The organism is Schaalia georgiae DSM 6843 (assembly GCF_000429245.1).
GTDB lineage: Bacteria > Actinomycetota > Actinomycetes > Actinomycetales > Actinomycetaceae > Pauljensenia > Pauljensenia georgiae.
The window spans coordinates 243,883-268,480 of sequence record NZ_AUBM01000007.1; the positions used below are offsets into that span (position 1 = coordinate 243,883).

The 24,598-nt window shown below is 70.6% G+C and carries 20 protein-coding genes; 7 read left to right on the forward strand and 13 right to left on the reverse strand.

What is annotated here, in order from left to right; translation table 11 throughout:
* Positions 1-42 precede the first annotated feature (42 nt).
* Positions 43-1,176, forward strand: a complete 1,134-nt coding sequence (locus tag G447_RS0103085) for a class II aldolase/adducin family protein (RefSeq protein ID WP_026429999.1) — start codon at positions 43-45, stop codon at positions 1,174-1,176.
* Between the two features lie 112 nt (positions 1,177-1,288).
* Here G447_RS0103085 and G447_RS0103090 read toward each other — a convergent pair whose 3' ends face one another.
* The 7 genes from G447_RS0103090 to G447_RS0103120 form a co-directional block, all read right to left on the reverse strand.
* Complete coding sequence (locus tag G447_RS0103090; RefSeq protein WP_243442289.1) at positions 1,289-2,827, reverse strand: rhamnulokinase; 1,539 nt, start codon at positions 2,825-2,827, stop codon at positions 1,289-1,291.
* A complete protein-coding gene (rhaI, locus tag G447_RS0103095; RefSeq protein WP_026430001.1) occupies positions 2,824-4,005 on the reverse strand; it encodes an L-rhamnose isomerase in 1,182 nt (393 codons plus the stop codon). The genes G447_RS0103090 and rhaI overlap by 4 nt, the downstream gene beginning before the upstream one ends.
* Before the next feature lie 171 nt (positions 4,006-4,176).
* Complete coding sequence (locus G447_RS0103100) at positions 4,177-4,542, reverse strand: L-rhamnose mutarotase (protein ID WP_026430002.1); 366 nt, start codon at positions 4,540-4,542, stop codon at positions 4,177-4,179.
* 187 nt (positions 4,543-4,729) lie between these two features.
* Positions 4,730-5,797 (reverse strand): rhamnose ABC transporter substrate-binding protein, encoded by a 1,068-nt coding sequence (rhaS, locus tag G447_RS0103105; protein WP_005868447.1) that lies wholly within the window; start codon positions 5,795-5,797, stop codon positions 4,730-4,732.
* A gap of 13 nt (positions 5,798-5,810) precedes the next feature.
* The gene (locus G447_RS0103110; protein ID WP_026430003.1) at positions 5,811-6,860 is read right to left on the reverse strand and encodes an ABC transporter permease; all 1,050 of its coding nucleotides are present in this window, start codon (positions 6,858-6,860) and stop codon (positions 5,811-5,813) included.
* Positions 6,857-7,903: an ABC transporter permease gene (locus tag G447_RS0103115; protein WP_026430004.1), complete on the reverse strand. Its 1,047-nt coding sequence runs from the start codon at positions 7,901-7,903 to the stop codon at positions 6,857-6,859. The genes G447_RS0103110 and G447_RS0103115 overlap by 4 nt, the downstream gene beginning before the upstream one ends.
* Positions 7,900-9,414: a sugar ABC transporter ATP-binding protein gene (locus tag G447_RS0103120; protein ID WP_026430005.1), complete on the reverse strand. Its 1,515-nt coding sequence runs from the start codon at positions 9,412-9,414 to the stop codon at positions 7,900-7,902. The genes G447_RS0103115 and G447_RS0103120 overlap by 4 nt, the downstream gene beginning before the upstream one ends.
* 189 nt (positions 9,415-9,603) lie before the next feature.
* On the opposite strand from G447_RS0103120, the gene G447_RS0103125 reads away from it, so the two are divergent.
* Both G447_RS0103125 and G447_RS0103130 read left to right on the forward strand, forming a co-directional pair.
* A complete protein-coding gene (locus tag G447_RS0103125; RefSeq protein ID WP_026430006.1) occupies positions 9,604-10,866 on the forward strand; it encodes a LacI family DNA-binding transcriptional regulator in 1,263 nt (420 codons plus the stop codon).
* Positions 10,867-10,933: 67 nt separating this feature from the next.
* On the forward strand, positions 10,934-11,833 hold the full coding sequence (locus G447_RS0103130; protein WP_026430007.1) for a carbohydrate kinase family protein: 900 nt from the start codon (positions 10,934-10,936) through the stop codon (positions 11,831-11,833).
* Positions 11,834-11,893: 60 nt separating this feature from the next.
* Here G447_RS0103130 and G447_RS0103135 read toward each other — a convergent pair whose 3' ends face one another.
* Positions 11,894-13,486, reverse strand: coding sequence for an alpha-amylase (locus G447_RS0103135; protein WP_051226230.1), 1,593 nt, complete (start codon positions 13,484-13,486; stop codon positions 11,894-11,896).
* Positions 13,487-13,729: 243 nt separating this feature from the next.
* On the opposite strand from G447_RS0103135, the gene G447_RS0103140 reads away from it, so the two are divergent.
* Positions 13,730-15,025, forward strand: a complete 1,296-nt coding sequence (locus G447_RS0103140; protein ID WP_051226219.1) for a nitrilase-related carbon-nitrogen hydrolase — start codon at positions 13,730-13,732, stop codon at positions 15,023-15,025.
* Between the two features lie 779 nt (positions 15,026-15,804).
* The gene (locus tag G447_RS0103145; protein WP_005871272.1) at positions 15,805-16,659 is read left to right on the forward strand and encodes a TetR/AcrR family transcriptional regulator; all 855 of its coding nucleotides are present in this window, start codon (positions 15,805-15,807) and stop codon (positions 16,657-16,659) included.
* A gap of 163 nt (positions 16,660-16,822) precedes the next feature.
* Here G447_RS0103145 and G447_RS0103150 read toward each other — a convergent pair whose 3' ends face one another.
* Together G447_RS0103150 and G447_RS0103155 are read right to left on the reverse strand one after the other, a co-directional pair.
* Positions 16,823-17,746, reverse strand: a complete 924-nt coding sequence (locus tag G447_RS0103150) for an alpha/beta hydrolase (RefSeq protein ID WP_243442290.1) — start codon at positions 17,744-17,746, stop codon at positions 16,823-16,825.
* 69 nt (positions 17,747-17,815) lie between these two features.
* Positions 17,816-19,117: a hypothetical protein gene (locus tag G447_RS0103155; protein ID WP_026430012.1), complete on the reverse strand. Its 1,302-nt coding sequence runs from the start codon at positions 19,115-19,117 to the stop codon at positions 17,816-17,818.
* 267 nt (positions 19,118-19,384) lie between these two features.
* On the opposite strand from G447_RS0103155, the gene G447_RS0103160 reads away from it, so the two are divergent.
* Positions 19,385-19,816, forward strand: coding sequence for a hypothetical protein (locus G447_RS0103160; protein ID WP_026430013.1), 432 nt, complete (start codon positions 19,385-19,387; stop codon positions 19,814-19,816).
* Positions 19,817-19,991: 175 nt separating this feature from the next.
* On the forward strand, positions 19,992-21,209 hold the full coding sequence (locus tag G447_RS0103165; RefSeq protein WP_026430014.1) for an ATP-binding protein: 1,218 nt from the start codon (positions 19,992-19,994) through the stop codon (positions 21,207-21,209).
* On the opposite strand, the gene G447_RS12235 is transcribed toward G447_RS0103165, so the two are convergent.
* The 3 genes from G447_RS12235 to G447_RS0103180 all read right to left on the reverse strand — a co-directional run bounded on the left by G447_RS12235 (position 21,118) and on the right by G447_RS0103180 (position 24,429).
* Positions 21,118-21,738 (reverse strand): hypothetical protein, encoded by a 621-nt coding sequence (locus G447_RS12235; RefSeq protein ID WP_131295666.1) that lies wholly within the window; start codon positions 21,736-21,738, stop codon positions 21,118-21,120. The genes G447_RS0103165 and G447_RS12235 overlap by 92 nt on opposite strands.
* Before the next feature lie 736 nt (positions 21,739-22,474).
* Positions 22,475-23,218 (reverse strand): response regulator transcription factor, encoded by a 744-nt coding sequence (locus G447_RS0103175; protein WP_026430015.1) that lies wholly within the window; start codon positions 23,216-23,218, stop codon positions 22,475-22,477.
* Positions 23,215-24,429, reverse strand: a complete 1,215-nt coding sequence (locus G447_RS0103180; RefSeq protein WP_026430016.1) for a sensor histidine kinase — start codon at positions 24,427-24,429, stop codon at positions 23,215-23,217. Before G447_RS0103180 ends, G447_RS0103175 begins: the two co-directional genes overlap by 4 nt.
* Positions 24,430-24,598 lie beyond the last annotated feature (169 nt).

Sequence of the window (24,598 nt, forward strand, 5' to 3'; positions counted from 1 at the left end):
CGAAAGCCGATTGACAGGTCCCCGCTCTGCCTCTACTCTTGAATGAAACGTTTCATCCTCAATGCGGAGGCGCCCATGACCATCCCCACCGCGGACTTCATCGCACTGTGCAACCGGATCGGAGCGGACCCCGAGTTCACCAGGGCCGGAGGCGGCAACTCGTCGGCGAAGACCGGTACGACCCTGCGCATCAAGCCCAGCGGAGTCCCCCTGGCGACCCTACGGGAGGAGGACCTGATCCCCCTCGACATCCCCACACTGCTCAACGCCCTCCACTCCCCCGCCCCCGAGGGCGAGGATCCCGTCCGCGCCGCTGCGGAGCGGGCCCAACTGGGGCACCACGACAGGCGCCCCAGCGTCGAGATCCTCTTCCACGCCCTCATCCCCGACCCCTTGGTACTGCACCTCCACCCACTCACCGCCAACGCCGTCACCTGCAACGCCAGGGGCGCCGCCCTCACCGAGGAGATATTCGGGGACCAGGCGATCTGGGTGGACTACACGGATCCCGGGATCCCGCTCGCCCTGGAGGTCGAACGGCAGCGCGAAGCCTTCCAGGCCCGCCACCACAAGCAGCCCCCGCGCATCACAATGCTCGGCAACCACGGAGTGATCGTGTCCGGCGCCACCGTCGAGGAGGTTGATGAAAGGGTTCATTTCCTCACGGCCTCCATCCGGGCGGCCATTGAACGCGCAGCCACCAATATGGAGGAGCGGTGCCGCCGCATCGCCTCCCATTTCAAAGGGGCCACCGGGGCGGCGGCAGTCGCCATCGCCGCCGACGAGGCCGCCCGCTCGGACTCGGAACGCGATGCCGGCCCCGTGTCGCGCGGCCCCCTGATCCCCGACCAGATCGTGTACGCCGGATCGCTCCCCCTCCTGCTGGACCGCAACGACACCGAGGAGGTCGTGGGGGCGAAGACCGCGCTCTACCGGGCTCAGCACGGACGACTGCCCATCGTCGCGGTCATCCCGGCCACGGCCGTCATCGCCCGGGGCGATTCCCAGGGCAGCGCCGACAACGCCCTCGCCGTCTTCCTCGACGCCCTGCGTGTGGCCCGTGAGGCCGACCTCCTAGGGAAAGTGCGGGTCATGGACGAGGAGGAGCGGTGCTTCATCGAGCACTGGGAGGCCGAGTCCTACCGGAGGCAGGTGGCCAGCACCGGACTGCCCTGACCGGTGGCCAGCACCGGACCGCCCTGACCGCCGCCCTGTCCGGCGGACGGGGCGCCGGGCCGTGGTGTCCCAGCGGGCCGCTTCGACCGACCGGAGGCAGGCGCGTCGCCGCCTACGCCCCACCGCGCGCGACCCGCTCCTCGGCCCGCTCCCACTGGGACGCGGCTCCGCGCCGCGGAACGTAGCGCGCGAGGGGGGCCGACGAGGCGACGAGGCGCCTCATGTCCCCCAGGCCTCCGGACACGGCGCCGACAGCGCGCAGCTGGACGAGCATGTTCCCCAGCGCAGTCGCCTCGACGGGCCCGGCGACGACGGGGATACCCGTGGCGTCGGCTGTGGACTGGCACAGCAGGGCGTTCTTCGACCCTCCTCCGACGATGTGGATCGTGGTGGGAAAGACCCCCGACAGCTCGGCCGCCTCGCGCAGCGCGCGCCTGTAGGCGACCACCAGGGACTCGGTGATCGCCCGCAGCAGTTCCCCGCGCGTGGTGGGCACCGGCTCGCCCGCCGCCTCCAGCCGCGCGCCTACGCGCTCGATCATTCCACCGGGGGCCAAGAACTCCGGCGCATTGATGTCGAAGAGGGAGCGCATTGGCTGCGCTGCCTCGGTCTGGGCATCCAGCGAGGTCCAGTCCAGGCCGCCTTCACCCCGTTCCCTCCACTGCCGCAGGCACTCCTGCTGCACCCACATCCCCATGATGTTCTTGAGGAAGCGGACAGTGGAGTCCACGCCGAGCTCGTTCGTGAAATTCGCCAGGCGCGCTTCAGTCGTGCGCACGGGCGCACCCAGTTCCACGCCCACGAGAGACCACGTGCCCGAGGACACGAAGGCGAAGGGGCCGCCGTCCGGGTCGGCGGGGACACCGACGACCGCCGACGCCGTGTCGTGGGTGCCCACGGCCACGAGCGGGGTCGCCTCCCCCGACGGGGAGCGCAGCCCAAGGCCGGGGACCGTGATAGGACCGACGACGGCGCCCGCCTCGACGAGGCGGGGGAATCGCGCCTCGACGCCGAACCCCTCCATGAGCGCCTCCGCGATCCCCGGGTCCCACACGCGGGTGCCCGGGTCGAGCAGGCCGGTCGTCGAGGCATTGGTGGCCTCGGTTACGGTTTCCCCAGTCAACCAGTAAGCCAGCAGATCGGGGATGAGCAGCGCCCGTCGCGCCAGGGAGGCCCGGGCCTCACGGGCGTCTGCGACCAGTTGGAACATCGTGTTGAAGGGCTGGAACTGCAGGCCATTGCGCTCGTACAGCCATTGGGCGTCCAGCTCGGCCAGGACGGCGGCCGCCGCCGGGGCGCAGCGGGGGCTGCGGTACGAGGCCGGGTTGCCCAGCAGGCGGGAGTCGGCGTCGAGCAGGGCGTAGTCCACCGCCCACGAGTCGATCCCCACGGCGTCGACCGGGCCCAGCCCGGCGGCCACGCGCAGCCCGTCGAGGATCCCCGACCACAGGGCCAGGACGTCCCACGCGTACTCCTCCCCCACTCCGGCCCCCGCCGACGAGGCGGTGCGCAGGGGCAGGCGCACCGGGCCGTTGGCGAAGCGCGCGCACTCGTGGACGCTCAGGCGCCCTCCGTCGAGGACGCCGCGCAGGACGCGGCCCGACGAGGCGCCCAGGTCGACGGCGGCAACAGTCGTGGACACGTCACTCACGCGCCCCAACTGGCCTGGGCGCCGCCCACGCGCTCCGCCTCGGCGCGCGCCAGGTACCCCGATCGCGCGAAGGCCGCCAGGGGGTCGGGGTCGAGCCCCTGGGACTCGCGCAGCTCGCGCAGCAGGGGGCGCACATCCGTGGAGTAGGCGTCCATGAGGACCTGGTTCGCCCCAATGACATCGTGGGAGCGCTGGGCCGCGTCCAGTGCCGCGCGGTCCACCAGCAGGGCCTTGGCCGTGGCCTCCTGGACGTTGAGGGCGGAGAGGATCTCGCCGGGGATCTTCTGCTCCAGGTTGTGGCACTGGTCGAGCATGAAGTTCACGCCGCTGGTGGCCTCCAACGCCCCGAAGGACACGATCTCGTGCATGATGCGGAAGAGCTGGAACGGGTCGGCCGCCCCGACGACCAGGTCGTCGTCGGCGTAGAAGCGCGAGTTGAAGTCGAAGGCGCCCAGGCGCCCGGCGCGCAGCAGTTGGACCACGATGAACTCGATGTTGGTGCCCGGCGCGTGGTGACCGGTGTCGAGGCAGACCACGGCCCGCTCGCCCAAGGCGCTCACGTGCGCCAACGCCGTCCCCCAGTCGGGCACGTCGGTGTGGTAGAAGGCGGGCTCGAAGAACTTGTACTCCAGGAGCAGGCGCTGGTCCCCGCCCAGGGCGCCGTAGATGCGCCCCAGCGAGTCGGCGAGGCGGTCCTGGCGGGCCGCGATCGAGTCCTGGCCGGGGTAGTTCGTGCCATCGCCGAGCCACACCTTGAGAGTGGTGGAGCCCGTCTGGTCCATGACGTCGATGCACCGCAGATGGGCGTCGATGGCCTTGCGGCGTACCACCTCGTCGGAGTTGGTCAGCGAGCCGAATTTGTAGTCGTCGTCCTGGAACACGTTGGAATTGATGGTCCCCAGTTCGATCCCGCGCTCAGCGGCGTGGTCCCGCAGGCGCGCGAAGTCGTCGACGCGGTCCCAGGGGATGTGGAGCGAGACCCGGGGTGTGATCCCCGTGTACTTGTGGACCTGGGCCGCGTCGTCGATCTTCTCGAAGGGGTCGCGCGGCGCGCCAGGGGTGGTGAACACTTTGAATCGTGTTCCCGAGTTGCCGAACGCCCAGCTGGGCAGTTCGATCGTTTGCTCGCGCAGCAGGCGCGCCTGGGCAGGGGTGAGGTCGGCGAGGGAGGGGGGCATGGGGGTCTCCTATTGCTTGTGTGCGGGTTGTGGGCGCGGCGGCTCAGGGGTTCCGGTTCGGGCGGGGCCCGGGCGGGCGGCGCCCGGAGGCGCGGGTCGGCCCCGGGACGCGGCGGGGTTCCACTGGGCCCCCTCCCCTAGATCCCAGGAGGGCGGCCGGTGGAGCAGGGGTCAGGGGAGGTAGAAGTACTGGTGGAGGGCCTGGGCCCCTCCCCCGCCATCGGGCTCGAAGTACTGGGCCATCTCCCGCTGCCAGCGGGCGTTGACCCTGGTCGCGGCGATGGCCTCGGAGGCCGCCCGGGTGTCGTCCGCCTCGTAGTAGCCGACGACGAGGCCGGAGGAGGGGTCCAGGAAGAGCGAGTAGTTGCGCCACCCCGCCCGGCTCAGCGCGGAGCGCATCTCCTCCCATACGCGTTGGTGGACGTCGGCGTACTCCGCGAGTTTCTCGGGGCGCACTCGCAGGAGGAAGCAGGCGCGCGACGGGGAGGACTGGGATGTGGTGGCGAGTGTCTCGTCCAGGGTGGGGGTGGTCGTCATAGCCGTCCTTTCTGCTCGGGCACGGTGTGCTGCTCCCGGTGTTCGCTGCGGGATGCCGGTCGTCGGGCCGTCTCCGTGAGCTGGAGCCACCGGGAGCCAGTGGATGAATCGTTCAATCGCGTATGCGGGCGGCCCCCGCCGACGGGTCCTGTGCGGTGGGCGCGTCCACCGCACAGGACCCGAGGGGTCAGAAGTCGTAGTTGTCGATGTTGTCCGCGTTGAAGCGCACCGGGTCGCCCACGACGACGGTCTTACCGTCCTCAATGGTCCGCTCACCGAGAGTGCCCGCGGTGAAGGTCTCGCCGACCTCGCCCTTGACCGCCCCGCTCTCCAGTGCCGCGCCCGCGTAGGCGGCGACGTAGCCGAGCTGGGCGGGATCCCACAGGGCGAATTCCTTGACGGTGCCGTCCTTGACGAAGGAGCGCATCTCATTGGGCAGGCCGAGGCCAGTGAGGGCGACCTTGCCCTTGTAGTCGGAGGTCGACAGGTAGCGCGCCGTCGCGGCGATCCCCACTGTCGTCGGGGACACGATCGCATCGAGGTCGGGGTGGGCCTGCAGCAGGCCCTGGGCCTCCTGGAAGGACTTCGTGTCGTCGTCGTCGCCGTACACCTTCGCGACGATGGAGATGTCCTTGTACTTGGCGTTGGAGGCGATCTCGTCCTCCATGTACTGGATCCACGTGTTCTGGTTGGTGGCGTTCGCCGTGGCCGACAGGATCGCGACCTTCCCCGAGCCTCCGGTCTGCTCCGACACCATCTCCAGCATCGTCAGTGCCACCTGCTTGGACTCGACCTGGTTGATGAACAGGTCGCGGCAGTCGGCCGAGGCGTCGGAGTCGAAGGTGATGACCTTGCTGCCCGCGCCCCTCGCGTCCTTCAGCGCCGGGCACACGGCGTCGGGGTCGTTCGCCGCGAGCACGATGACATTGGTGCCCGCCTGAACCTCGGAGTTGATGAACGAGACCTGCGAGGAGGACGACGCCTCCAGTGGGCCGACGACGTGCGCCTCGGCGAATCCCAGCTCGGCCGCCGCGTCCTTCCCCCCGCCGAGCATGACGTCGGAGAAGGGGTTGTTGAGCTGTTTGGGGATGAAGGTGATCGTCTTGGAGGAGACGTCGTAGGCGCCGCCCGCGGGGGTGGCCCCGGAGCCGCCGGACGCCTGGGAGTCGGAGCCCCCGCCGCATGCGGCCACCGCCGTCGAGGCAGCGAGGACCAGGGCCGCCAGTGCGGTCGCGCTGCGTTTCGTGAGAGACATCGGTGTCTTCCTTTCAGGCGCCCTGGGCGCCGGTGGTGGGTGTTATCGGTGTTCGATGGGAACGCCACTGCGACCACGCCGACGCTATCGACGGAGCGACCACGGAGGCGATGAGCAGCAGCCCGGTCACCATGACCAGGACCACATCGGGAATGCGGTTGAGCCGCAGTGCGTAGTTGAGGACGCCGACGGTGAAGACGCCGCACACGGAGCCCCACACGGAGCCCTTGCCGCCGAAGACGCTGACGCCCCCGAAGACGACCGCCGCAATGACGACCAGCTCCAGGCCCTCGACGTTGTCGGCCTTGGCCGCCGAGTAGCGCAGGGTCCAGTACACGCCGGCCAGCGCCGCCATCACGCCCGACAGGACCAGGGCGATCAGGCGCGCGCGCCTCGTGTCGATGCCGACGAACTCCACTGCCTGCTTGGAGTGGCCGAGGGCGAAGAGCCCGCGCCCGTAGGGCGTCATGTGGAGCAGGACGGCGAAGAGGGCGACCGCCACCGCCAAGGGGACGATCATGTAGGGGATCCCCGTCTTGCCGAAGGAGCCCGTGACGGCCTCCGTCGCCCACTCGGGAAAGGCCGAGATCGACTGGTCGCCGATGACCACCAGGGCGAGGCCGCGGTAGAGGGCGAGCGTACCGATCGTGACCGCGAGCGCCGGGAGTCCGACGTAGGCCGTCATGACCGCGTTGAAAAGGCCGCACGCCACGCCGATCAGCAGGCACAGAGCGGCCACCGTCCACAAGCCCATCCCCGATTGGACGAGGACCCCCATCACAGCGCTGACCAGGCCTGCCGTCGAAGCGACGGACAGGTCGATATCGGCGTTGATCATGACCAGGGTCATCGGCAGGGCCATGAGGAGTGTGGCCGCCACGTCCAGCGTCAGGAAGGTGAGAGTGCGCGGCTGTCCGAATCGGGGAACCAGGACCAGGGCGGCCACGACCACCAGGGCCAGGACCAGCGTCATCTTGGCGTCCCTGGAGGCGGCGATGCGCCGCAGGGCGCCTGGCGCCCTCCTTCCCGAGTCCTCCGCCGGGGTGTTCGGTGTCCGGCTCATACTGATGCGCCTCCTTTCTTGCGCAGCAACTCGCGTCGGCGGATCGTCGAGACCCGGTCGATGACGATGGCGACCAGGATGAGGGCGCCGACGACGGCCCTCTGCCAGAACTTGTCGACGCCGATCGCGGTGAGCGCGGATGTCATCGTGTTGAGCAGCAGGGCCCCGATGGCGGCGCCGTAGGCAGTTCCCACACCGCCGGTCATGGCCACACCGCCGACGACGCAGGCGGCGACGATGTCGAGCTCCATGCCGCTCCCGGTCGTCGCCCCGACCGAGTTGAAGCGCGAGGCGTACAGGACGCCGCCGAGTCCGACCATCGCCCCATTGACGATGAAGGCCATGAGGACGCGGCTCCCCACGGGGATGCCGTACACGGCCGCGGCGGCGCGGTCCGATCCGATCGCGTAGAGGTCGCGCCCCGAGCGCGCATAGCGCTGGAACAGGGAGATCGCCGCGATGACGGCCACAGCGAGCAGTGTGAGCAAGGGGAAGCCCATGACGGTGGCGACACCGAGGTCCCCGAAGGCCTGGGGCCTATCCCCCGCGAAGTACTGGGTGGAGCCCGCCCACCAGTTGAGCGCTCCGCGGAAGACGTAGAGGGTGCCCAGGGTGATGACCATCGCGGGCACCCGCGCCCGGGTGACCAGGAGTCCGTTGATCGCGCCGAGCGCCGCGCCCAGGGCGGTTCCGGCGAGGAACACGACGATGATCGGGACCCCGGGCGCCGATGCGAAGAGCACGCCCGTGAGGAAGGCGGAGCCGCCCAGGATCGAGCCGACCGACAGGTCCACGCCCTCGGACTGGATGATGAGGGACTGGCCGGCGGCCATGAGCATCGCGATGGTGGCGTTGAGGAACAGGTCCTTGATGCCCTGCGGCGTCAGGAAGCGCGGGTTGAACGCCCATGTGACCAGGACGAGGACGACCAGGGCGACCAGCACCGGCGCCTCGCGCAGGGACGCCAGGGAGCGCCAGGCGCTCCGCGCGGCGGGTGCTGGGGGCGGGGCGGGCGCCTCGTTGGCGGGAGCGGTGGTGGTCATGATGCCGCCTTCGTGTGGTCGGTCGCCGCCGTCATGATCGCCTCGGCGTTCGCCTCGGCGCGTTCGAGTTCGGCGGTGACGCGGCCCTCGCACATGACGAGCACCCGGTCCGCCATCCCCATGACCTCCGGCAGCTCGGAGGAGATCATGAGGATGCCCACCCCCTGGCGCGCCAGCGCCGACAGCAGGCGGTGGACCTCCGCCTTCGTGCCGATGTCGATGCCGCGGGTGGGCTCGTCGACGATGAGGATCCTCGGATCCGTCGCCAGCCACTTCGCCAGGACGACCTTCTGCTGGTTCCCGCCGGACAGGGAGGAGGCGGGCGATTGCTGGCTGGCGGTCTTGACCTCGAGGGTCCGCGTCCACTCCTCGGCGGCGCGCGCCTCGGCCCGGGCGTCGATGATGCCCCACTTCGCCAGCTTGTCGCGCAGGGTGAGGGTGGTGTTGCGCGCGACCGACAGGTCCATGACGAGTCCCTGCTTGCGCCGGTCCTCGGGGACGAACGCCAGGCCCGCGCGGATCGCCGATGCCGTGTCGCCGAGCTTGAGGGGCTCGCCGAAGGCGGTGGCCGAGCCCGCGTCGGCGCGGTCGATCCCCATGACCGCGCGCGCCACCTCGGAGCGCCCCGCGCCCACGAGGCCCGCGAGGGCGAGGATCTCGCCGGAGCGCAACTCGAAGGAGACGTCCTCGAAGGCCCCGTAGCGGGTGAGTCCGTCGACGCGGAGCACTGGTCCGCCGATCTGGGCCTCGAGCTTGGGGAAGAGCTGGTCGACCTCGCGGCCGACCATGTCTTTGACCAGCTGGGCGCGGTCGGTGCCGGCCAGGACGCGCGTCGACACATAGCGCCCGTCGCGCATGATCGTGATCCGGTCGCACAGGTCGTATATCTCGTCCATGCGGTGGGAGATGAACATGAGCGCCGCGCCGCGGTCGCGCAGGGAGCGCGCGATGGCGAAGAGCCGGTCCGCCTCGTGCCCGGACAGCGCGGCCGTGGGCTCGTCCATGATGAGGACCTGTGCGTCCATGGAGATCGCTTTGGCGATCTCGATGATCTGCTGGTCCGCGATGGACAGCCCCTCGGCGGGCATCGCCGGGTCGATGCCGACCTCGAGGCGGTCGAAGAGGCGCTGTGCGTCGGCGCGCATCGCCGCGTGGTCGATCATGCCGAAGCGGCCCCGGGGCTGGCGGCCCACATAGATGTTCTCCGCGACGGACAGGTCGGGGAAGAGTGTGGGCTCCTGGTAGATGACGGAGATCCCGGCGGCCTTGGACTCCGCCGTGCTCTTGAACACCACCGGCTCCCCGTCGAGCAGGAGGAGCCCTCCGCTGGGCCGGTGGATTCCGGCGAGCACCTTGACCAGGGTCGACTTCCCGGCGCCGTTCTCGCCCGCCAGGGCGTGGATCTGCCCGCGGAAGAGGTCGATGCACCCATCGCTCATCGCCGTGAAGCTGCCGAACCGCTTCACCGCGTGCTGCAGCGACACGACGGGTTCGACGGAGTCACATGTCATGGTTCACCTCCACACTGAGGAATGAAACGATTCAGTGGTCAGAAGTCTGACACGGCGGACGAATGCTGTCAACTCGACCACAGAATTCCGCCGCGCCCTGTGAAATGACGCGGAACAAGGGCACCCGATTGTACTAATATGAACGATTCATCCTCGATTCTCACACCACGCGCGACGGAAGCGGAGCCAATGACCCCTCGGACCCAGGCGACCCAGCGTTCAGACCAAGACCCGCCGAAGGCGCCGCGCCGCCCCGGCCCGGCCCGGCCCGGGGGGAAGGCCCCCGGGGTCAAGGACGTCGCCACCCTGGCCGGAGTCAGCGTGGGAAGCGTGTCGAATGTGATCAACGGGCGCGGAAGCGTCAGTCCCGAAGTGCGCAAACGGGTCGAGAACGCGATCGCGCGGCTCGGCTACGTCCCCAACCCCACCGCCCAGGCCCTCAGACGGGGGACTTCCCCCCTGGTGGCCGTCGCCGTCTTCGACCTCAACAACCCGTTCTTCATGGAGGCCGCCTCGGGCATGGAGCGCTGCCTGCGCGAAGCGGGCTTCGTCATGACCCTGTCCTCGACCCACGCCTCGGTGGCCGAGGAGGCCCAACTGCTGCGCACTATGGCCCGGCAGGCCGTGCGCGGCGTCCTGCTCACCCCCGCGGACTCGGAACTCGAGGCGGCCCACGAGCTCGTCGCCCAGGGGATCCCCGTGGTCCTCTTCGACACCCCGGACACCCCGTCGGATATGTCGAGCATCGCCGTCAACGACCGGGCGGGCGCATCATTGGCGATCGAGCACCTGCTGGCCCTGGGGCACCGGCACATCATCTTCGTCAACGGCCCCGCCCACGTGCGCCAGGCCCGGCAGCGCCTGCTCGGCGTCCGCGACGCGATCGCGCACTGGGAGAAGCTGACGGGGACCGGATCGGTCGTGCTCGACGTGGTCTCCGTCGAGGACTTCACCGCCCGCGCCGGACGGGAGTTCGCCCAGGAGTGGCTGGCGGCGCGGGGCCTGGGAGCCCGCGCGGGCGCGGAGCGGGGCGGGGACGGCACCCCGGGTGGAGCGGACGGGGATGGCCGGGGCCCAGGCCGACCCGGCTCCAACGGCGCGCAGGACGGGCGCGGCGGCCGCACCGGCACCGACGAAGACGACGAGCACCCGACAGCGGTCTTCTGCGCGAACGACCTCATCGCCTTCGGCGTCATGTCCTCTCTGCGCGACGCCGGGATACGCATCCCCGCCGATGTCTCGCTGGTCGGTTTCGACGACATCGCCCTCGCCTCGCAAACCTCCGTGCCGTTGACGACAATCCGCCAGCCGATGGAGGAGTTGGGCATGGCGGCGGTCGAGTTGTTGCTGGCCGCCCCCCACGCCGACGAGGGGGACTCCCCCGTCATCGAGCACCGCTCCTTCGACCCGCAACTCGTCATCCGCGAGTCCACATCCGCGCCGAGGCGTTGAAATCCGGCGCCGGAGTGGGCCCTCCAAGCTCACGACAGCACACTCCGCCGCCCGCTACGATTGGGCCATGGAATCCCTCGACATCCTGGTCATCGGAGGCGTCGGCGTCGACACCGTGGTGCGCGTCCCCGCGCTCCCCCTCCCCCAGGCGGACTCCCTAATGGTGCCCCCCGTGCGCACACTCCTCGGGCACACGGGGAACGGCGTCGTCCGCGGCGCCCACGCCCTGGGAATGCGTGCGGCGGTAGTGGACGTGATCGGGGACGACCCCGAGGGCGCCCTCATCCGCTCCTCCTTCGAGCACGACGGCATCCCCGCGTCGTTCGCGACGAACACTGCGGGCACCCGCCGCTCCGTCAACCTGGTCGCCCCCGACGGGCGCAGGCTCTCCCTCTACGACGCCCGCGCGGACGGGTACGAACCGGACCCCGCCCTATGGCGCGACTGGCTCGGACGGACCCGCCACGTCCACGTGTCGATCATGGACTGGGCCCGCCGCGCCCTGCCGGACGCCCTGGGGTCCGGCACCACCACTTCCACCGACCTGCACGACTGGGACGGCCGCTCCGACTACCACCGCGACTTCGCTTACGGTGCGGACACCGTGTTCGTCTCAGCCACCGCCCTGGCTGACGAGGCCGGGGTCGTCGCGGATGTTTTCTCGTGCGGCAGGGCTAGCACTGTCGTCGTCATGGACGGGGAGCGCGGGGCGAGGATCTGGAGCAGAGCCGCCCCCGACTCGCCGATCCGAGTGGCCGCCGCGGTTCTGCCGGACAGGCCAGCCATCGACTCCAACGGGGCGGGCGACTCCTTCGTCGCGGCGTTCCTCCACGCGCGCCTGATGGGGCGTCCGCTCGCCGAGGCGGGCCGCGCGGGCGCCGTCGGCGGCGCGTGGGCGTGCGGCTCAGCGGGGACGCACACGAGCTTCGTCAACCGCCAGGAGCTGGAGGCAGCCCTCCGCCTTTAGAAGGCGGCGCGGTGGGCACAGCACCGCCCAGCCGCAACCGCACCACGCCCTGGCGCTGCCTCAGTCCGCCCCGCCCCCGACTCGGACGAGTCGCCCGCGGGGCCGCAGCAACGGCACTGCATCGGCGGGGACGTACACGCTGAGCCCGCCGTCGCTGACGGGGATCTCGACCGCGCCGTCCTGGTCGGCCACGACCGGCGGATGCCCGCCGATCACGCACTCCCACGTGGACCCGGCGTGGCGCTCGCCCACGAGAAGGCGTTTCACGCCCGCGAGGCGGTCGGAGAACACCACGGCGCATCCCGACGACGGGTGCGCGCTGTCGCCCTCGCGCGCGAACCCCACGACGTCGGGATCGTCGAAGGCGTTGTGCTGGGGCCCGTAGGCCAGGAAGCGGCGCGCGAGCACCAGGGCGGGCAGCTCGGAGACGGCAGGGAGCCCCCCGGAGCCGGGCGTCCCGAAAACGTCCCCCCAGAACACGCACGGCAGTCCCGCCTCGTGCAGCAGGATGAGCGCGTAGGCCGACGGCTTGAACCACGGCGCCACGGTCGACGCCAGCGACTGCCCGGGCTGCGTGTCGTGGTTCTCCACGAAGGTCACGGCCCGCGCGGGGTCGGATCCGACCAGTGTGCGCTCGAAGATCCGCGACAGGTCCATGTTCCCGTCCGACACCGAGGCGTTGTGCAGGCGGAAGTGCAGGGGCACGTCGAAGAGGCTCATGTGCGGGACCTGCTCGAGGTAGCGCTCCAGTTCGGCGACGTCGCCCGACCAGTACTCCCCCACTGCGGGCAGCTCCCGCCCCGTGGAGCGGCGCAATTCGGCCAGCCACCGGGAGAAGAAGTCGGAGCCCACGTGCTTGACGGCGTCCAGGCGGAAGCCGTCCACGCCCGTGGTCCGCACGTACCAGTGCCCCCACCGGTCGAGCTCGGCGCTCACCTCGGGGTCGGTGACGTGGACGTCGCACCCCATCAGGTAGTCGTAGTTGCCGAGCTCGGCGTTGACGTTGTCGTTCCAGTGCTTGCCCTCGAAGAGCCACACGCCGTGCTGGCGCCGCTGCTCGTCCCAGTCGCAGCCGTGGAAGCGCGTCCAGTCCCACACGAAGTCCGAGTAGGCGGAGCCGCGCCCGGGGAAGGTGTAGCGCGTCCACGCCGTGATCCACTCCGCCTCCCCGATGGCCCTGCGGCGGTCCGCCGGGTCCATGGGCGTGGCGCGCACGGTCTCAGCGGCGTCGCCGCCCATCCTGTGGTTGAGGACGATGTCGGCGATGACCCCGATGCCGGCGCGGTGCAGGGCGTCCACGGCCCGCAGGTACTCGTCCTTGGTGCCGTACTTGGTGGCGACGGAGCCCTTCTGGTCGAACTCGCCCAGGTCGTAGAGGTCGTAGACGCCGTATCCGACGTCCTCGGCCCCGCGCTTGCCCTTGTAGGCGGGCGGCAGCCACACGGAGGTCACCCCGTCCTTGAAGTCGATGGCATTCTCGGCCTTGTAGGCGGGCGGCAGCCACACGGAGGTCACCCCGTACTCGGCGGCCAGGGGCGCGTTCGCCTCCAGCAGCCGCCAGTGCGAGGAATCGGCCGGCAGGTCCCACGCGAAGGCCTGCAACAGCAGGGGGTTGTGCTCTTCCGGCCGCCCCGCCGACGAGGCGGGGGCAATGCCCGCTGATCCACTGTCGTTCTCGCTCACCCTCCGATCGTGCCAGGTCGGCGGCCGGGGCGAAAGCCGGGCGTGTCGGGGCGGGCGCGACGGTTCGGCGCGCGCTCGCCGCAACGAAGCCGCTCCTAGTGGGCGCCGCCGCGCCCGAGGACCGCGCCTTCCCCGCGGCGGGCGGGCGCTGGCCCCTCGCCGGACAACCGCTGTCACAGGCCCCGGGGCGCCGGTCATGTACAGTTGGCCGACATGGAGTACGAGACGACCGCGCCCCCGTTGCGCCGCAGCGCGCTGATCGGGGCCGCCAGCGGCCTGGTGCTGGCGGCGGCCACGTTCAGCCCCCACTGGTCCGGCCAGTTGCTGGCCCCGCTGGCGCTGGCGCCCGTGTTCTGGCTGCTCGCCCGCGTCCGTGCCCGCCAGGCCTACGCGGTGGGCACGTGCTTCGCCCTGGCGTGGCTGGTCCCCACGACCTACTGGTACTACTCCTTCATGTCCGTGGGCGCCGCCGTCGGCGCGAGCATCGGGTGGGCGCTGCTGCAGGCGAACCTCTTCCACCTGGCGGCGCTGCGCGACCGAATCGGCGTGCCAGGGGTGTGGCTGGCGTTCTCGGCCGCGTGGGTGGTCCTCACATGGGCGCGAATGCGCCTGCCCGTCACCGAGGACTGGTGGATCCCCCACCTGGGTTACGGCGTGTGGCGCAACCCCGGCCTCGTGTGGCTGGGGGGATTCGGCGGCGAGGCCGCGCTGGAGGGCGCGGTCCTGCTCGGCGGCGCGGTCGTCGCGTGGGCGCTGCTGCGCTCCTCGGCGCGCGCGGCCGCCCTGGCCCTCGGCGGCGTGGTGCTCGCCGTCGTCTGCCTGGACGCGGTGGCCTGGAACCTGCCCGCGCGCCCCATCCCGCCCTCTCTCGCCCTCCAGCAGATGACGCGGGGAGGCGTGGACGCCCCGGCCACCGAGGAGGACGTCGACTCCCTCATGGCCGCGACGCTCGCCGCAGCGGGCGCCGCCCCCGCGCAGGGCACCACGGCCGTGTGGCCGGAGAACTCGGTCCCCGCCTCCGCCCATGCGCGCATCGCGGCCTTCGCCTCGGACAACGGGGTGAACATCGTGTACCACACCGCCGAGGCGGACGGGGGCGCGGTCTACAAGAAAACGGTTGTCATCGACGCCTCCACCGGGCGCGAGGCGCTGTCGAACTACAAGAAGCACCTCGCGCCGGACGAGGAGGTCGGCGAGCCCCGCGATACCGCGAACACCGCGGACCTATCCGGCCACCGGGCCACGTCCTACATCTGCTACGACCTGCACTACCCGGACGCCGTGGAGCGCCTGCGGGGAGCGCAGGTCGCCTACGTGCCCCTCGACGACGCCGCCTACGGCTACCTGCAGAAGCAGTTCCACGCGGCTGACATCGCGCTGCACGCCGCTCAGGCGGGCACCGCCGTCGTCGCCGCCGCGACCGACGGCCCCACGATGGCCGTGAACTCGAACGGCGTCGTCGTCGAAGAGCTGGCGGGCACCGCGCCCGGCCACATCGCCGTACCCTGAGGGCGCGCGGAGCGCGCAAGGACGCGCCCTGGCCGTAGTCGGCGAGTCCGGCAGCCATGACGGCGTTGAGCGTCAGCTGCTCCTCGCCCGCCAGGCGCGCCTCGTCCTCGGCCTCGAGGGCCTCCTCGATCGCGGTCGTCGCAGCGCCCGACCGGGATGGGAGGAGCAGCCAGAAGACGAAGGCGACGACGTGCCCCAAGGAGAAGGTGAGCACGAGCGCGGGCTCCCTGCCCTGGACGGCGACCCATATCGCGGTGGCCGCCACGAGGGCCGCGCTCCCCGCGACCGCCTCCGCAGTGCGCTGGCGCAGCAGGAGGAGCAGCACCAGGAACATCGAGGCGCCGCGGGCCGCCCGCCTCACGAGCGCGGCCAGGACGGGTCCGCGCTTGGCCTGCTTGTCCCGGGGACCACTCCACTCCAGGACGACCCGCGTCCCCCCGCCGGGGCACGAGGCGAGGGACGCCCTGCCCCGACCGCCTCCATCCTGGCCACGATGGAGTCGCGGATCCCGTGGCACAGCCCGGTTGGCCGGTCCGGGTCGAAGCCACGCCCGTGTCGGTGATCGTCACGCGCACCGCGCCGCCTTCGAAGACCAGTGCGACGCGGCACTGGGCGGGCCTGCCAGGGTCCGAGGCATCGGAGCCCGCGTGGAGGCGGACGTTGTTGAGCGCCTCGTGGCCAGCGTCGATCGCCTCCCCGCGCCGTCGTGCCGCCGTCCCCTGGGGGCGCGCTGGGGGCCGCACACACGGTTCACGGGAACCTCATTTACAATGGACGGCATGACCAACCGCCGCACCGCCCCCACGTTCGAGAACCACGGTGGCGCGGGTAGCGCCCCAGAGGCCGCCCCCGCCGCTAACGACGACATCAGGGATGCGGTCCGCGCCCTCAACGAGGCGGTCACTCGTTTCTCGCGCGCCGTGGGCTCGGCCAGCGGCGACGCCTTCGGCACCAGCAAGAGCGCGGTCGCGGCGTCCCTCGACCAGGCCGCCCGCGACTTGGCGTCGGCCTCGCGCGCCGTCAGCGGCGTGTCCGGGAAGCAGGACGGGCGCCGCCGCAGGAGCGAGGAGACCCGGGCACGCCTGCTCGAAGCCGGGCGCGCGATCTTCGCCGCCCAGGGCTACGACGGCGCCTCCGTCAGCGACATCGCCCAGAAGGCCGGGTACACGAAGGGCGCGTTCTACTCGTCGTTCCCGTCGAAAGAGGCCCTGTTCCTGGAGATCGTCGACCGCCTCGACACCGGCATGCGCGGCTTCCCCGGGGCGGGCTCGCTTTTCGCCACCACCGGCACCGATCCGCACGACTGGGTGGCGGGCATCCAGGCGCTCCCCGCAGACGACGTGCTGCTGCACTTGGAGTCGTGGCTCTACGCGATGCGCCACGAGGACACCCGCGAGAAACTCTCCGAATCGTGGCACCGCTGGGTGGCGGGGATCGCCCTGGAGACCGCGCGCTTCGAGGGCCGCTCCGAGCCCACTCAGGAGGACTTCGACACCGCCTTCGGCGTGATCGCGGTCGGGATTTTCGGGCGCGTGTCCGCCAGCGCCTCCAACGAGGCGGGCCCCATGGTGGAGCGCGTCTCCCAGCGGCTCATCTCCACGCCCGGGGAGCAGCAGAACAGCGCCGACGACTGAGCCCGCGGCTCCGCTCCGCCTGCCCTGGGAGCCGCACCCCCACTCGGCGCGGCCCCCCTCCGCTGCCCGCCTCCCCTGGCAAGACGGGAACCAGCCGGACGCCGCCGCCTGAGCAACGAGGATCAGGCGCCGAAGAGGAATCGGGACCCGCGGGGACCGGCCCTCAGCCCAGCGATGAGACGAAGGCGGCGACCGAGTCGAGTGCAGCGCGGACCTCGGGGGATGGGACGAGCGCGACGTAGTCATGGATCCCCCCGGGCTCGACACGCAGGCGGATATCCGCGCCGCGGGCGCGGGCCTTGCGGGCGAAGAGCTCCACATCGGGCAGCAGGATGTCCCGGTCGCCCTGGTAGACGCGGGTCGGCGGCAAGCCCCGCAAGTGGTCGTGCAAGGGGCTGATGCGCGGATCGGCGGTCCCGAGGTCCCCCGCCCACTTCTTCCCGCACCAGACCAGGCCGTCGATGCCGAGCATCGGGTCCAACCGTGCCATAGGCGCGATCCGGGGGTTCGACATGGACACGTCCACCCACGGCGAGAACAGGACCAGCCCGTCGGGAGCGCGCACGCCCGCGTCCCTGCGCTGGATGGCGAGGCTCACCGCCAGTCCCCCGCCCGCGGAGTCGCCCGCCAGAACGGCCCTGCCCGGGGCGTCGAGGACCTGGCCCACGAGAACCCCCAGGGGAGCGAACGCCCCAGCCGCCGTGTACTCGGGGGCGCGGGGGTAGGCGGGGACCACGACCGCTGCGCGCGTCCGCTCCACGAGGGCGTCGATGAGCAGCCAGTGCGCCCAGCTGATGGGCGAGACGTAGGCGCCCCCGTGCAGGTAGACGATGACAGTCCCGGAGCCCGTGGCGCGCGGCTCGACCCGGATGACGCGCATCCCGGCGACGGCGCTGGCGCCGATCCGGTACTTCCACCGCATCCAGCAGGGCACACGGGCGCCGCGGCGGGGCAGCGCCATGGAGCGCCGGGTGAGCTCCTCGGAGTCGAGCATCCGGGGGGCCAACCGGAAAACGCCCCGTGTGAGCGCCATTTCCAAAGACATGGACCGGCCTTTCCGCACGGTGGCCGCCGACTCAGCGGCCACGGCCCCATCCTACGCGGGGCACCGGGGCGCGGGCACTCGGAGCGCGGCCCGGCCCCGCTTCGACTGGGTCTACCCGTATTCGTATTCAGCCATGCGTTTGAACTGACCGATCTCCACCTCGACGCGGGAGTAGCCCGCGTAGAGCCGCACACCGAACCCATCGACCGCGAACAACTGCATGAGCGTTCCAGCCGTGCTCGCCGCGCACCCGAATGGCGGGCCGTAGCGCTGCGCGAGCGCCTCCCCGATCCCCCTCGCGTACTCGACCACCTCGCGGTCGTCGAAGCGCACACGCGGGGCGGGCGGTTCCACCAGGTTGACCATCCAGCCGTCATCGCGTTTGGGATTCACGCTCCACCCGTCTGCTTCGAACAGCGGCCCGTCCCCACCGCGCGCTTTGCGCGCGCCGTGCTTCTTGAAGACCCGGGTCGGCTTGCGGCCCCGCCTGATGCCCCCCACGATCATGAGGACCTCCGGCGCGCCGAGCCCCGCGCGGAAAGGCGCACGGCGGATCTCGAGGGGCTCCTCCTCCTGCTCCACCGGCGAGCGCGCTATCAGGCGCCGCAACTCCCCCACGCTCAGCGGCTCCCACGCCTCCTCCCCCTCGTCGAAGTCGTCGGCGCTGATGCCCTCGCGCTCCCATTCCGGTCCGATGGGCGCCTCCGCGTAGAAATGGTACGCCTCGTCCCGTTCACAGGATGCGAGGCCCACGGACATGAAAGGCGCGCCGTGCGCGAGTCCGGCAATGGCCATCCCCATTCCCACAGGGTGGCTCCCGCTCCACCGTTCCAGGATCGAACGCGGCACCAGCAAGGTCTCCCCCGTGGACTCGACCATGACCTCAACGCCTTCGGGCAACGCCGTGAAGAACACGTCCCCCAACTGCGGCGCCGTCATCCTCCAGCGGAACGGACGCCTCCATTCGGGCGGGGTCATCGCGATGTCAGCGGGCAGCTCATTGAGCGTCGGCGCTATCAAATCACTGAAGGAGTCCCATGTTCCGACGGGGTACGCGCCCGGGTAGAACCACCCACCCGGGATCTCGCCGATATCGACCGACCAGTAGAACGGGTAGTCGGCGGGATCCGCCCACTTGAACGTTCTGTACTCCTCGATGTCAATGGCGTACTCCGTGTCCATTCCACGCACACGGAGCTCGAACGGCCAGTCCCCGCGCGCCCGTTGCGTCTCGACCTCGATGGTCCGGTCGTCCACGACCCATCGGAAACGCAGGCCGGGGCCGTACATCGAGATCGGTTTGGCCTCCAGGACCTGCGCGACTCCGCGGAGGAAACGATGGATCCCTTCCTCGTCCAAAGGCGCGCCGACCATTCGCGAGATCTGATCGCATACCAGCATTTCCGGGCGCATACCGGTGTCCTCCTACGCGTTGGCCTCACCCAATCCTACGCCGCCCGGGCCCCGTGGCGTGGAGGGCATCTGGTTCTGCTCGGCGGCCCCGGAAGGGCCCGCGCTCCAGCGGCGATCCATCCGAACACGCACCATACTGAAAGAGAGGGTAAAGAGGGGTTCACTCACGCCCCATACACTGTTAACCTGAGGGGGATGGACCAGACCACCGGCGGGCGAGGCGACGGAGCCCCCGCCGTCGACGAACGACTCGAGGAGGGGCATTCTATGACACGTCCGAACACCGCTGACTCGCGTGACACCAACGTCAAGTACATCGCCGCGGTCGCGAAGATTCTGCACGCGAACGCCGAGGCGGCCGCGGAGGGGTGGACCGAGGTGGGGCTGCTGGTCAACAAGGCCCCCGACAGCCAGAAGGTCTCCACCTACGCAGCGCTCGAGCGCGGCTCCGAGCACTTCGACGACTGGCTGACCCCGTCGGCGTGGGACGAACTGGGCAAAGTGCTGGCCGCCTGGCAGTTCGATCTCTCCCAGCAGGGCCATCCCAAATGGACGGCGATGTTCCTGGGCGGCGTGCGCGACGGAGGATTGGCGTGGCTGCCCGACTACTCGCCCACCTTCGGCAAGTGGCGCATCCGCAGGAAGCACTCAAACCTGCCGGCGATCCAAGAGGGGCTGGAGAAGGCCGCCCGCCTTTGAGGACCCCTGCCCCGGGGCGCTTGTCCGTGCACCGGATCTTTGTCCGCGCCCGGAGCGCAGTCCGCACTGCCCGCCCGCGCGCGGGCGGCGACGCGCGACTCCCAGCCTCCCGCCTCCCACGGCAAAAGCGCTGATAAACTTATCAAACGCCCGAAGCGTTGATAAACTTATCACCATGAGGACTCCACTGGACTCGCCCTTCAGCCCCGGATCCGATACCGTCCCCCACGTGTGGGCGGGGCGGGTCGAGCAACTCAGTGACTGGCGCGATGTCGTGCGCCCGCGTCGGCGCGCGGGCATTCACGAGCGCGGGCGCACCATCCTCGGCGAAGCCGGGTCGGGCAAGTCCGCGCTGGTCCGCAAAATCGCCCACTACGCTGCGGCCGAAGGCGACTGGACGACGCCCCAGCTCAGGATCCCCTCCGGTACCGACCCCGTGAAACGGGTGGCGTCGGCGCTCCTGCGCCTCGCATCCGACGCGGGCCTGCCCAGCGCCCGCGAGCGCCGCATCGCCGACCTGCTCGGCCGGGTCGAATCGATCGCCGCATCAGGATTCGGACTCACAGTGCGGGCGCGCGCAGGACCCGAACCGTACACGGCGCTCACCGAGCTCCTCGTCGAGATCGGCCGCGCCGCGATTCGCGCCGACGCGGTGGTCGTCATCCACATCGACGAGGTGCAGAACATCACCGACGAAGCGGCCCGCTCGCAACTGCTCATCGCCCTCGGCGACGCGCTGGCCCACGAGGAGGAGATCGTCCTGCCGGGCGGTCCACGCGCCTCGCGCGCCCTCCCGATCACCGTGTACCTCACCGGCCTCCCTGAGTTCGCCGACATGGCGGGGGCCAGGACGGGCGCGACCTTCGCACGGCGTTTCCGCACGACGATCCTCGAACCGATCAGCGACAACGACCTGCTGGTCGCGCTCCACCCGTTCGTGACCGAGGGGTGGCAGGTGCCCGGCGGCGAGCGCGTCTACATGGAGCCATCTGCACAACGGGCCATTGTCGAGCTCGCGCGCGGCGAACCGTTCCTCTTCCAACTGGCGGGCGAGCGCGCCTGGTACGCGGGAACCGACGACCTCATCACCGCCGAGCAGGTCGCATCGGGATGGCGCGGCGCAGCCCACGAGGCCGAAACCCACGTGCAGCGCATCCTGGAGCGCCTGCCCGCCCGGGAACAGGCGTTTCTTGAAGCGATGGCGCAGTTGCCGCCCCCGGAGCGGACCCTGACGAACATCGCGCGCGCACTCGACTACCGCCGGGCCTCCGACGCGGGACCGACCGCCCAGCGTCTCGACCTCATCCGGCGCGTGATCCGCAGGGGCCGCCCCCACTACACATTCCGCAACAGGGCGGTGGGCGCCTACTTGGAGTCCGACTGGCCGGAGTGACCACCTGCCGGGGGACGGGCCGGAGCCCCGATGCGCGGCGCGCCACCACTGCACGGGCACTAGCGGCGACGATCTCAGAAAGCTCGGCTTCCTTCGGATCGGCCCTTCCCTCTTCGCGAAGGCGCTCGACCCCCAGCGCCCGGTACACGCAGTCAAGGCGCTCCACCGTCATGTAGCGCTCCAAGTCGGCGAGGATCTGCGACCCGTTCTCCATGACGTGCGCCCGCACTTCGCCGGCCGGCGCTGCCCTCAGTGCCCGCGCCTCGTTCACATGTCCTTCGACATAGCGCCGGTACTTCTCCCTGTACTCGTTGATCTTCGCCTGCTGGCCCTCCACTTCCTTCCACACCCCGGGGGTCACGCTGCGGATCCACTCCGCCTCCTCGAACGCCTGATCCACCATGCGCGCTACCCCGGCGAGCTCGTCCTGTCTGTCCTCGCTCATTCCCTTGAGGATCTTGCGCGCGACCCCGCAGGTCTCCTTCGCCGTCTTCTCCAATCCGCTCAGTTGCAATTGCAACGCGATCATTATGGAAGCAGGGCCCAGGGACGCCAGAACAGTGCCCCCAGCGATCCGCGGGCCGACTGGCGTCCAACGGATCTGCCTGGCGAACCGCCCGCGTCCGTTAGGACGCCGAGGTTGCCACCGCCGCTCGTGAGGGCATTCATCCCCGCGTTCATCGCAGCCACGGTGTCCGGGGTGAGGCACACAAGCCCCCGCAGCCCTGGGTCCACGAGCTGCAGCCCGCCACGGTGAGGCGCACAAGCCCCTGCAGGTTCCCGACCCCTGCTGCGGCGGAAGCCGCTTGCGCGAGAACACCCGACATTCCGAGCACCTTGTCCAGTTCGACCTGGTCAACACCGAAAGGCAGTTCGACCAGATCGCTTGTGACTTCGTCGGGTAGCGCACTAAACGACTCACCCACATGGTGGCGTGGTACTCGGCGAGCCGTCTGGTGTTCCAAAATGCGTCTGAGTCTCGGGCGGGAACGGGGGCACGGCGGGCACGTGTTCCAAAATGCGTCTGAGTCTGCCCGAATCCGCCCAGATCGGGCCGAAATCGCTGAACTCAGACGCTTTTTGGACCAACCCGCGGCTAAGCCGTCCGAATGCGGCGAAACTCAGACGCATTTTGGACCAGTAAGCGCAATGGGCAGTCCGGCCAGACTCCGCAGACGGGCAGGCAGTCCCCGCTCGTCAGCGGTCGCGCCCGCCTGCGGTAGTGCCTTCTCCGACTAGCCGTTGCGACCTCCGGCCGAAGTTCCTCACATCCTAGCGCGGTAGTACCGGACCGCCACCTGCGTGCGGTTGCGCAGCCCCGTCTTGGCCAGGATGGAACTGATGTGGTTGCGCACCGTGCCCTCACTCATGAAGAGCCTCTCCGCCACCTCGGCGTTGTCCAGGCCGGCCGCCACTGCCTCGACGACCTCGTACTCGCGGTCGGTCAACGAGGCGAAGACCGTGCTCCTCGGGTCCGGGGCCCCCACCGCGCCCGCGGGCTCGCCCGGATCTCCGGGCGCCCCGGGCCAGCCACCGCTCTCCCCCGCCCCACTGCCGGACGTCCCCGCCCCGCTGCCGGACGCGGGAGCGGGCCGGGCGCGCATACCCATGGCGGTCCCGCGCTCGAGGACATCGCCCTCCAGGACGCACACGCCGACCATGACGGAGCGCAGCGCCGGGGCGATCTGGGCGACATCCTGTTTGATGAGGTAGCCGCGCGCCCCCATTCTCAGGGCCCGGACGATGTACTCGTCGTCAGAGAAGGTCGTGAGGAACACAATGCGGGCCTGCGGGTCCCCCTCCAGGATCTCCTCCGCGGCACTGAGCCCATCGGTCCCGGGCATGCGGATGTCCATGAGGAGCACGTCGGGGCGCAGCCGCCGGAACTCCTGGACCGCCTCCGTGCCGGACAGGCACGTGCCGACCACGTCGATGCCGTCCTCGGCGGACAAGATGGTCGCCAAGGATTGGACGACGATGGCGTCGTCATCGACGATGAGAACCCTCATACCGCACCTTCCTGGTCTTTCGGAATCGTCGCGAACACTGTGAAACGCGGGCGGGGGGTGATCCGCACGGTCCCGCCCAGTGCCTCGACCCGGTCCGCCATCGCACGCAGTCCGAGGCCGGGGCGGACGGCGCCGTCGCCTGATGTCCCGAGCCCGAACCCGCCGTCGTCTGGCGTCCCGAGCCCGAACCCGCGGTTGGATGGCGCACTGCCAAGGGAAGCCCCGAATCCGGGCGCGCCACCGCCCGGATCCGCGTCCCCGGCGGGAACGGCGCCGTCGTTATCGACCGTGACCTGCCAGAAAGCGGGGTAGTCGGTCACGGTGACCCGCGCTGAGGCCGCACCGCCATGGCGCGCCGCGTTGGTGAGGGCTTCGCGCACGACGGCCGTGACGCAGCGCGACACCGCGCGCGGCGGCTCCGCCTCCAGCGAGCAGTCCACCCCCACTTTCGCGATGGCGCTCCGCGAACCCAGCAGGTTGAGGGCGACAGCCAGGTCCTCCCCCTGCTCCGACAGGGCGTGGACGGAACAGCGCATGGAGTCCAGTGCCTCGTCGAGCCCATCGCTGAGCGCGGCCAGGCCGGCGACGACGCCGGGCTTCCCGCGATGAGTGATCTGAAGGGCTTTGATCTGCAGGAGAAGCCGGGTGAGCAGGTGCCCGACGCCGTCGTGGATCTCGCGGGCGATGCGTGTGCGCTCGGACAGGGCGGCGGCGCGCAGCTCGTCGTCCTGCATCTGGAGCATCCGGGTGTTCGCGTTCTGCAGGGCCAGGACCCTCTCGCGCAGGTCGTCGCGGGCGGCGTTCAGGTTCTGGCGGGTGGCCTCCCCCTGGCGGGTGCGCAGCGCCAGCAGCGCGGCGACCGCCCCCAGGGCCGCCGTGCAGGCCGAGGTCGGCTCTCCCCCCACCACCATCACGGCCGTGATCGGGGCGCACACGGCGGCGGCCGCCAAGCGCTGCCATGGCGGACGACCGGTACTGGCCCGGGCGAGGTCGTAGACGGCCAGCGGAGCGCCCACGGACGGGGCCGCCGCGAGCGCCGCCGCCAACAGGTAGGCGGCTGGTACTGCGGCGAACCAGCGCCAGTGCTCCGCCACCACCGCCAGTCCGCTGATCGTCACGGCGAGCAGCAGCCAGACCACGGTGGCGGCGTCCGCCCTCCACATCAGGACGCATCCGCACAGGACCACGCCTTTGTCCGCCAAGACCTTCATGCCCCGATTATCGGCGATCGAGGCGCGGGCGCGCCTCGCGGCCGCGGAACCCCATCGAAGTCATGACAGAAGTCATGCCCTCCCTCCGAGCTCATGACTTCCCGCACTTCCGCGGCGCCCGTCTCGTCGGGATGATTGGGGGCACGGGGCCAACGCACCGACACGAGGA

What these genes read in the sequence shown, in the direction of transcription:
- G447_RS0103120 (WP_026430005.1), bottom strand. Translation starts at nt 9,414, where the DNA reads ATGACATGTGACTCCGTCGAACCCGTCGTGTCGCTGCAGCACGCGGTG.
- G447_RS12235 (WP_131295666.1), bottom strand. Translation starts at nt 21,738, where the DNA reads ATGATCGCGTTGCAATTGCAACTGAGCGGATTGGAGAAGACGGCGAAG.
- G447_RS0103140 (WP_051226219.1), top strand. Translation starts at nt 13,730, where the DNA reads ATGGAGTACGAGACGACCGCGCCCCCGTTGCGCCGCAGCGCGCTGATC.
- rhaI (WP_026430001.1), bottom strand. Translation starts at nt 4,005, where the DNA reads ATGCCCCCCTCCCTCGCCGACCTCACCCCTGCCCAGGCGCGCCTGCTG.
- G447_RS0103175 (WP_026430015.1), bottom strand. Translation starts at nt 23,218, where the DNA reads ATGAGGGTTCTCATCGTCGATGACGACGCCATCGTCGTCCAATCCTTG.
- G447_RS0103125 (WP_026430006.1), top strand. Translation starts at nt 9,604, where the DNA reads ATGACCCCTCGGACCCAGGCGACCCAGCGTTCAGACCAAGACCCGCCG.
- G447_RS0103145 (WP_005871272.1), top strand. Translation starts at nt 15,805, where the DNA reads ATGACCAACCGCCGCACCGCCCCCACGTTCGAGAACCACGGTGGCGCG.
- G447_RS0103085 (WP_026429999.1), top strand. Translation starts at nt 43, where the DNA reads ATGAAACGTTTCATCCTCAATGCGGAGGCGCCCATGACCATCCCCACC.
- G447_RS0103130 (WP_026430007.1), top strand. Translation starts at nt 10,934, where the DNA reads ATGGAATCCCTCGACATCCTGGTCATCGGAGGCGTCGGCGTCGACACC.
- G447_RS0103160 (WP_026430013.1), top strand. Translation starts at nt 19,385, where the DNA reads ATGACACGTCCGAACACCGCTGACTCGCGTGACACCAACGTCAAGTAC.
- G447_RS0103115 (WP_026430004.1), bottom strand. Translation starts at nt 7,903, where the DNA reads ATGACCACCACCGCTCCCGCCAACGAGGCGCCCGCCCCGCCCCCAGCA.
- G447_RS0103155 (WP_026430012.1), bottom strand. Translation starts at nt 19,117, where the DNA reads ATGCGCCCGGAAATGCTGGTATGCGATCAGATCTCGCGAATGGTCGGC.
- G447_RS0103110 (WP_026430003.1), bottom strand. Translation starts at nt 6,860, where the DNA reads ATGAGCCGGACACCGAACACCCCGGCGGAGGACTCGGGAAGGAGGGCG.
- G447_RS0103180 (WP_026430016.1), bottom strand. Translation starts at nt 24,429, where the DNA reads ATGAAGGTCTTGGCGGACAAAGGCGTGGTCCTGTGCGGATGCGTCCTG.
- G447_RS0103165 (WP_026430014.1), top strand. Translation starts at nt 19,992, where the DNA reads ATGAGGACTCCACTGGACTCGCCCTTCAGCCCCGGATCCGATACCGTC.
- G447_RS0103100 (WP_026430002.1), bottom strand. Translation starts at nt 4,542, where the DNA reads ATGACGACCACCCCCACCCTGGACGAGACACTCGCCACCACATCCCAG.
- rhaS (WP_005868447.1), bottom strand. Translation starts at nt 5,797, where the DNA reads ATGTCTCTCACGAAACGCAGCGCGACCGCACTGGCGGCCCTGGTCCTC.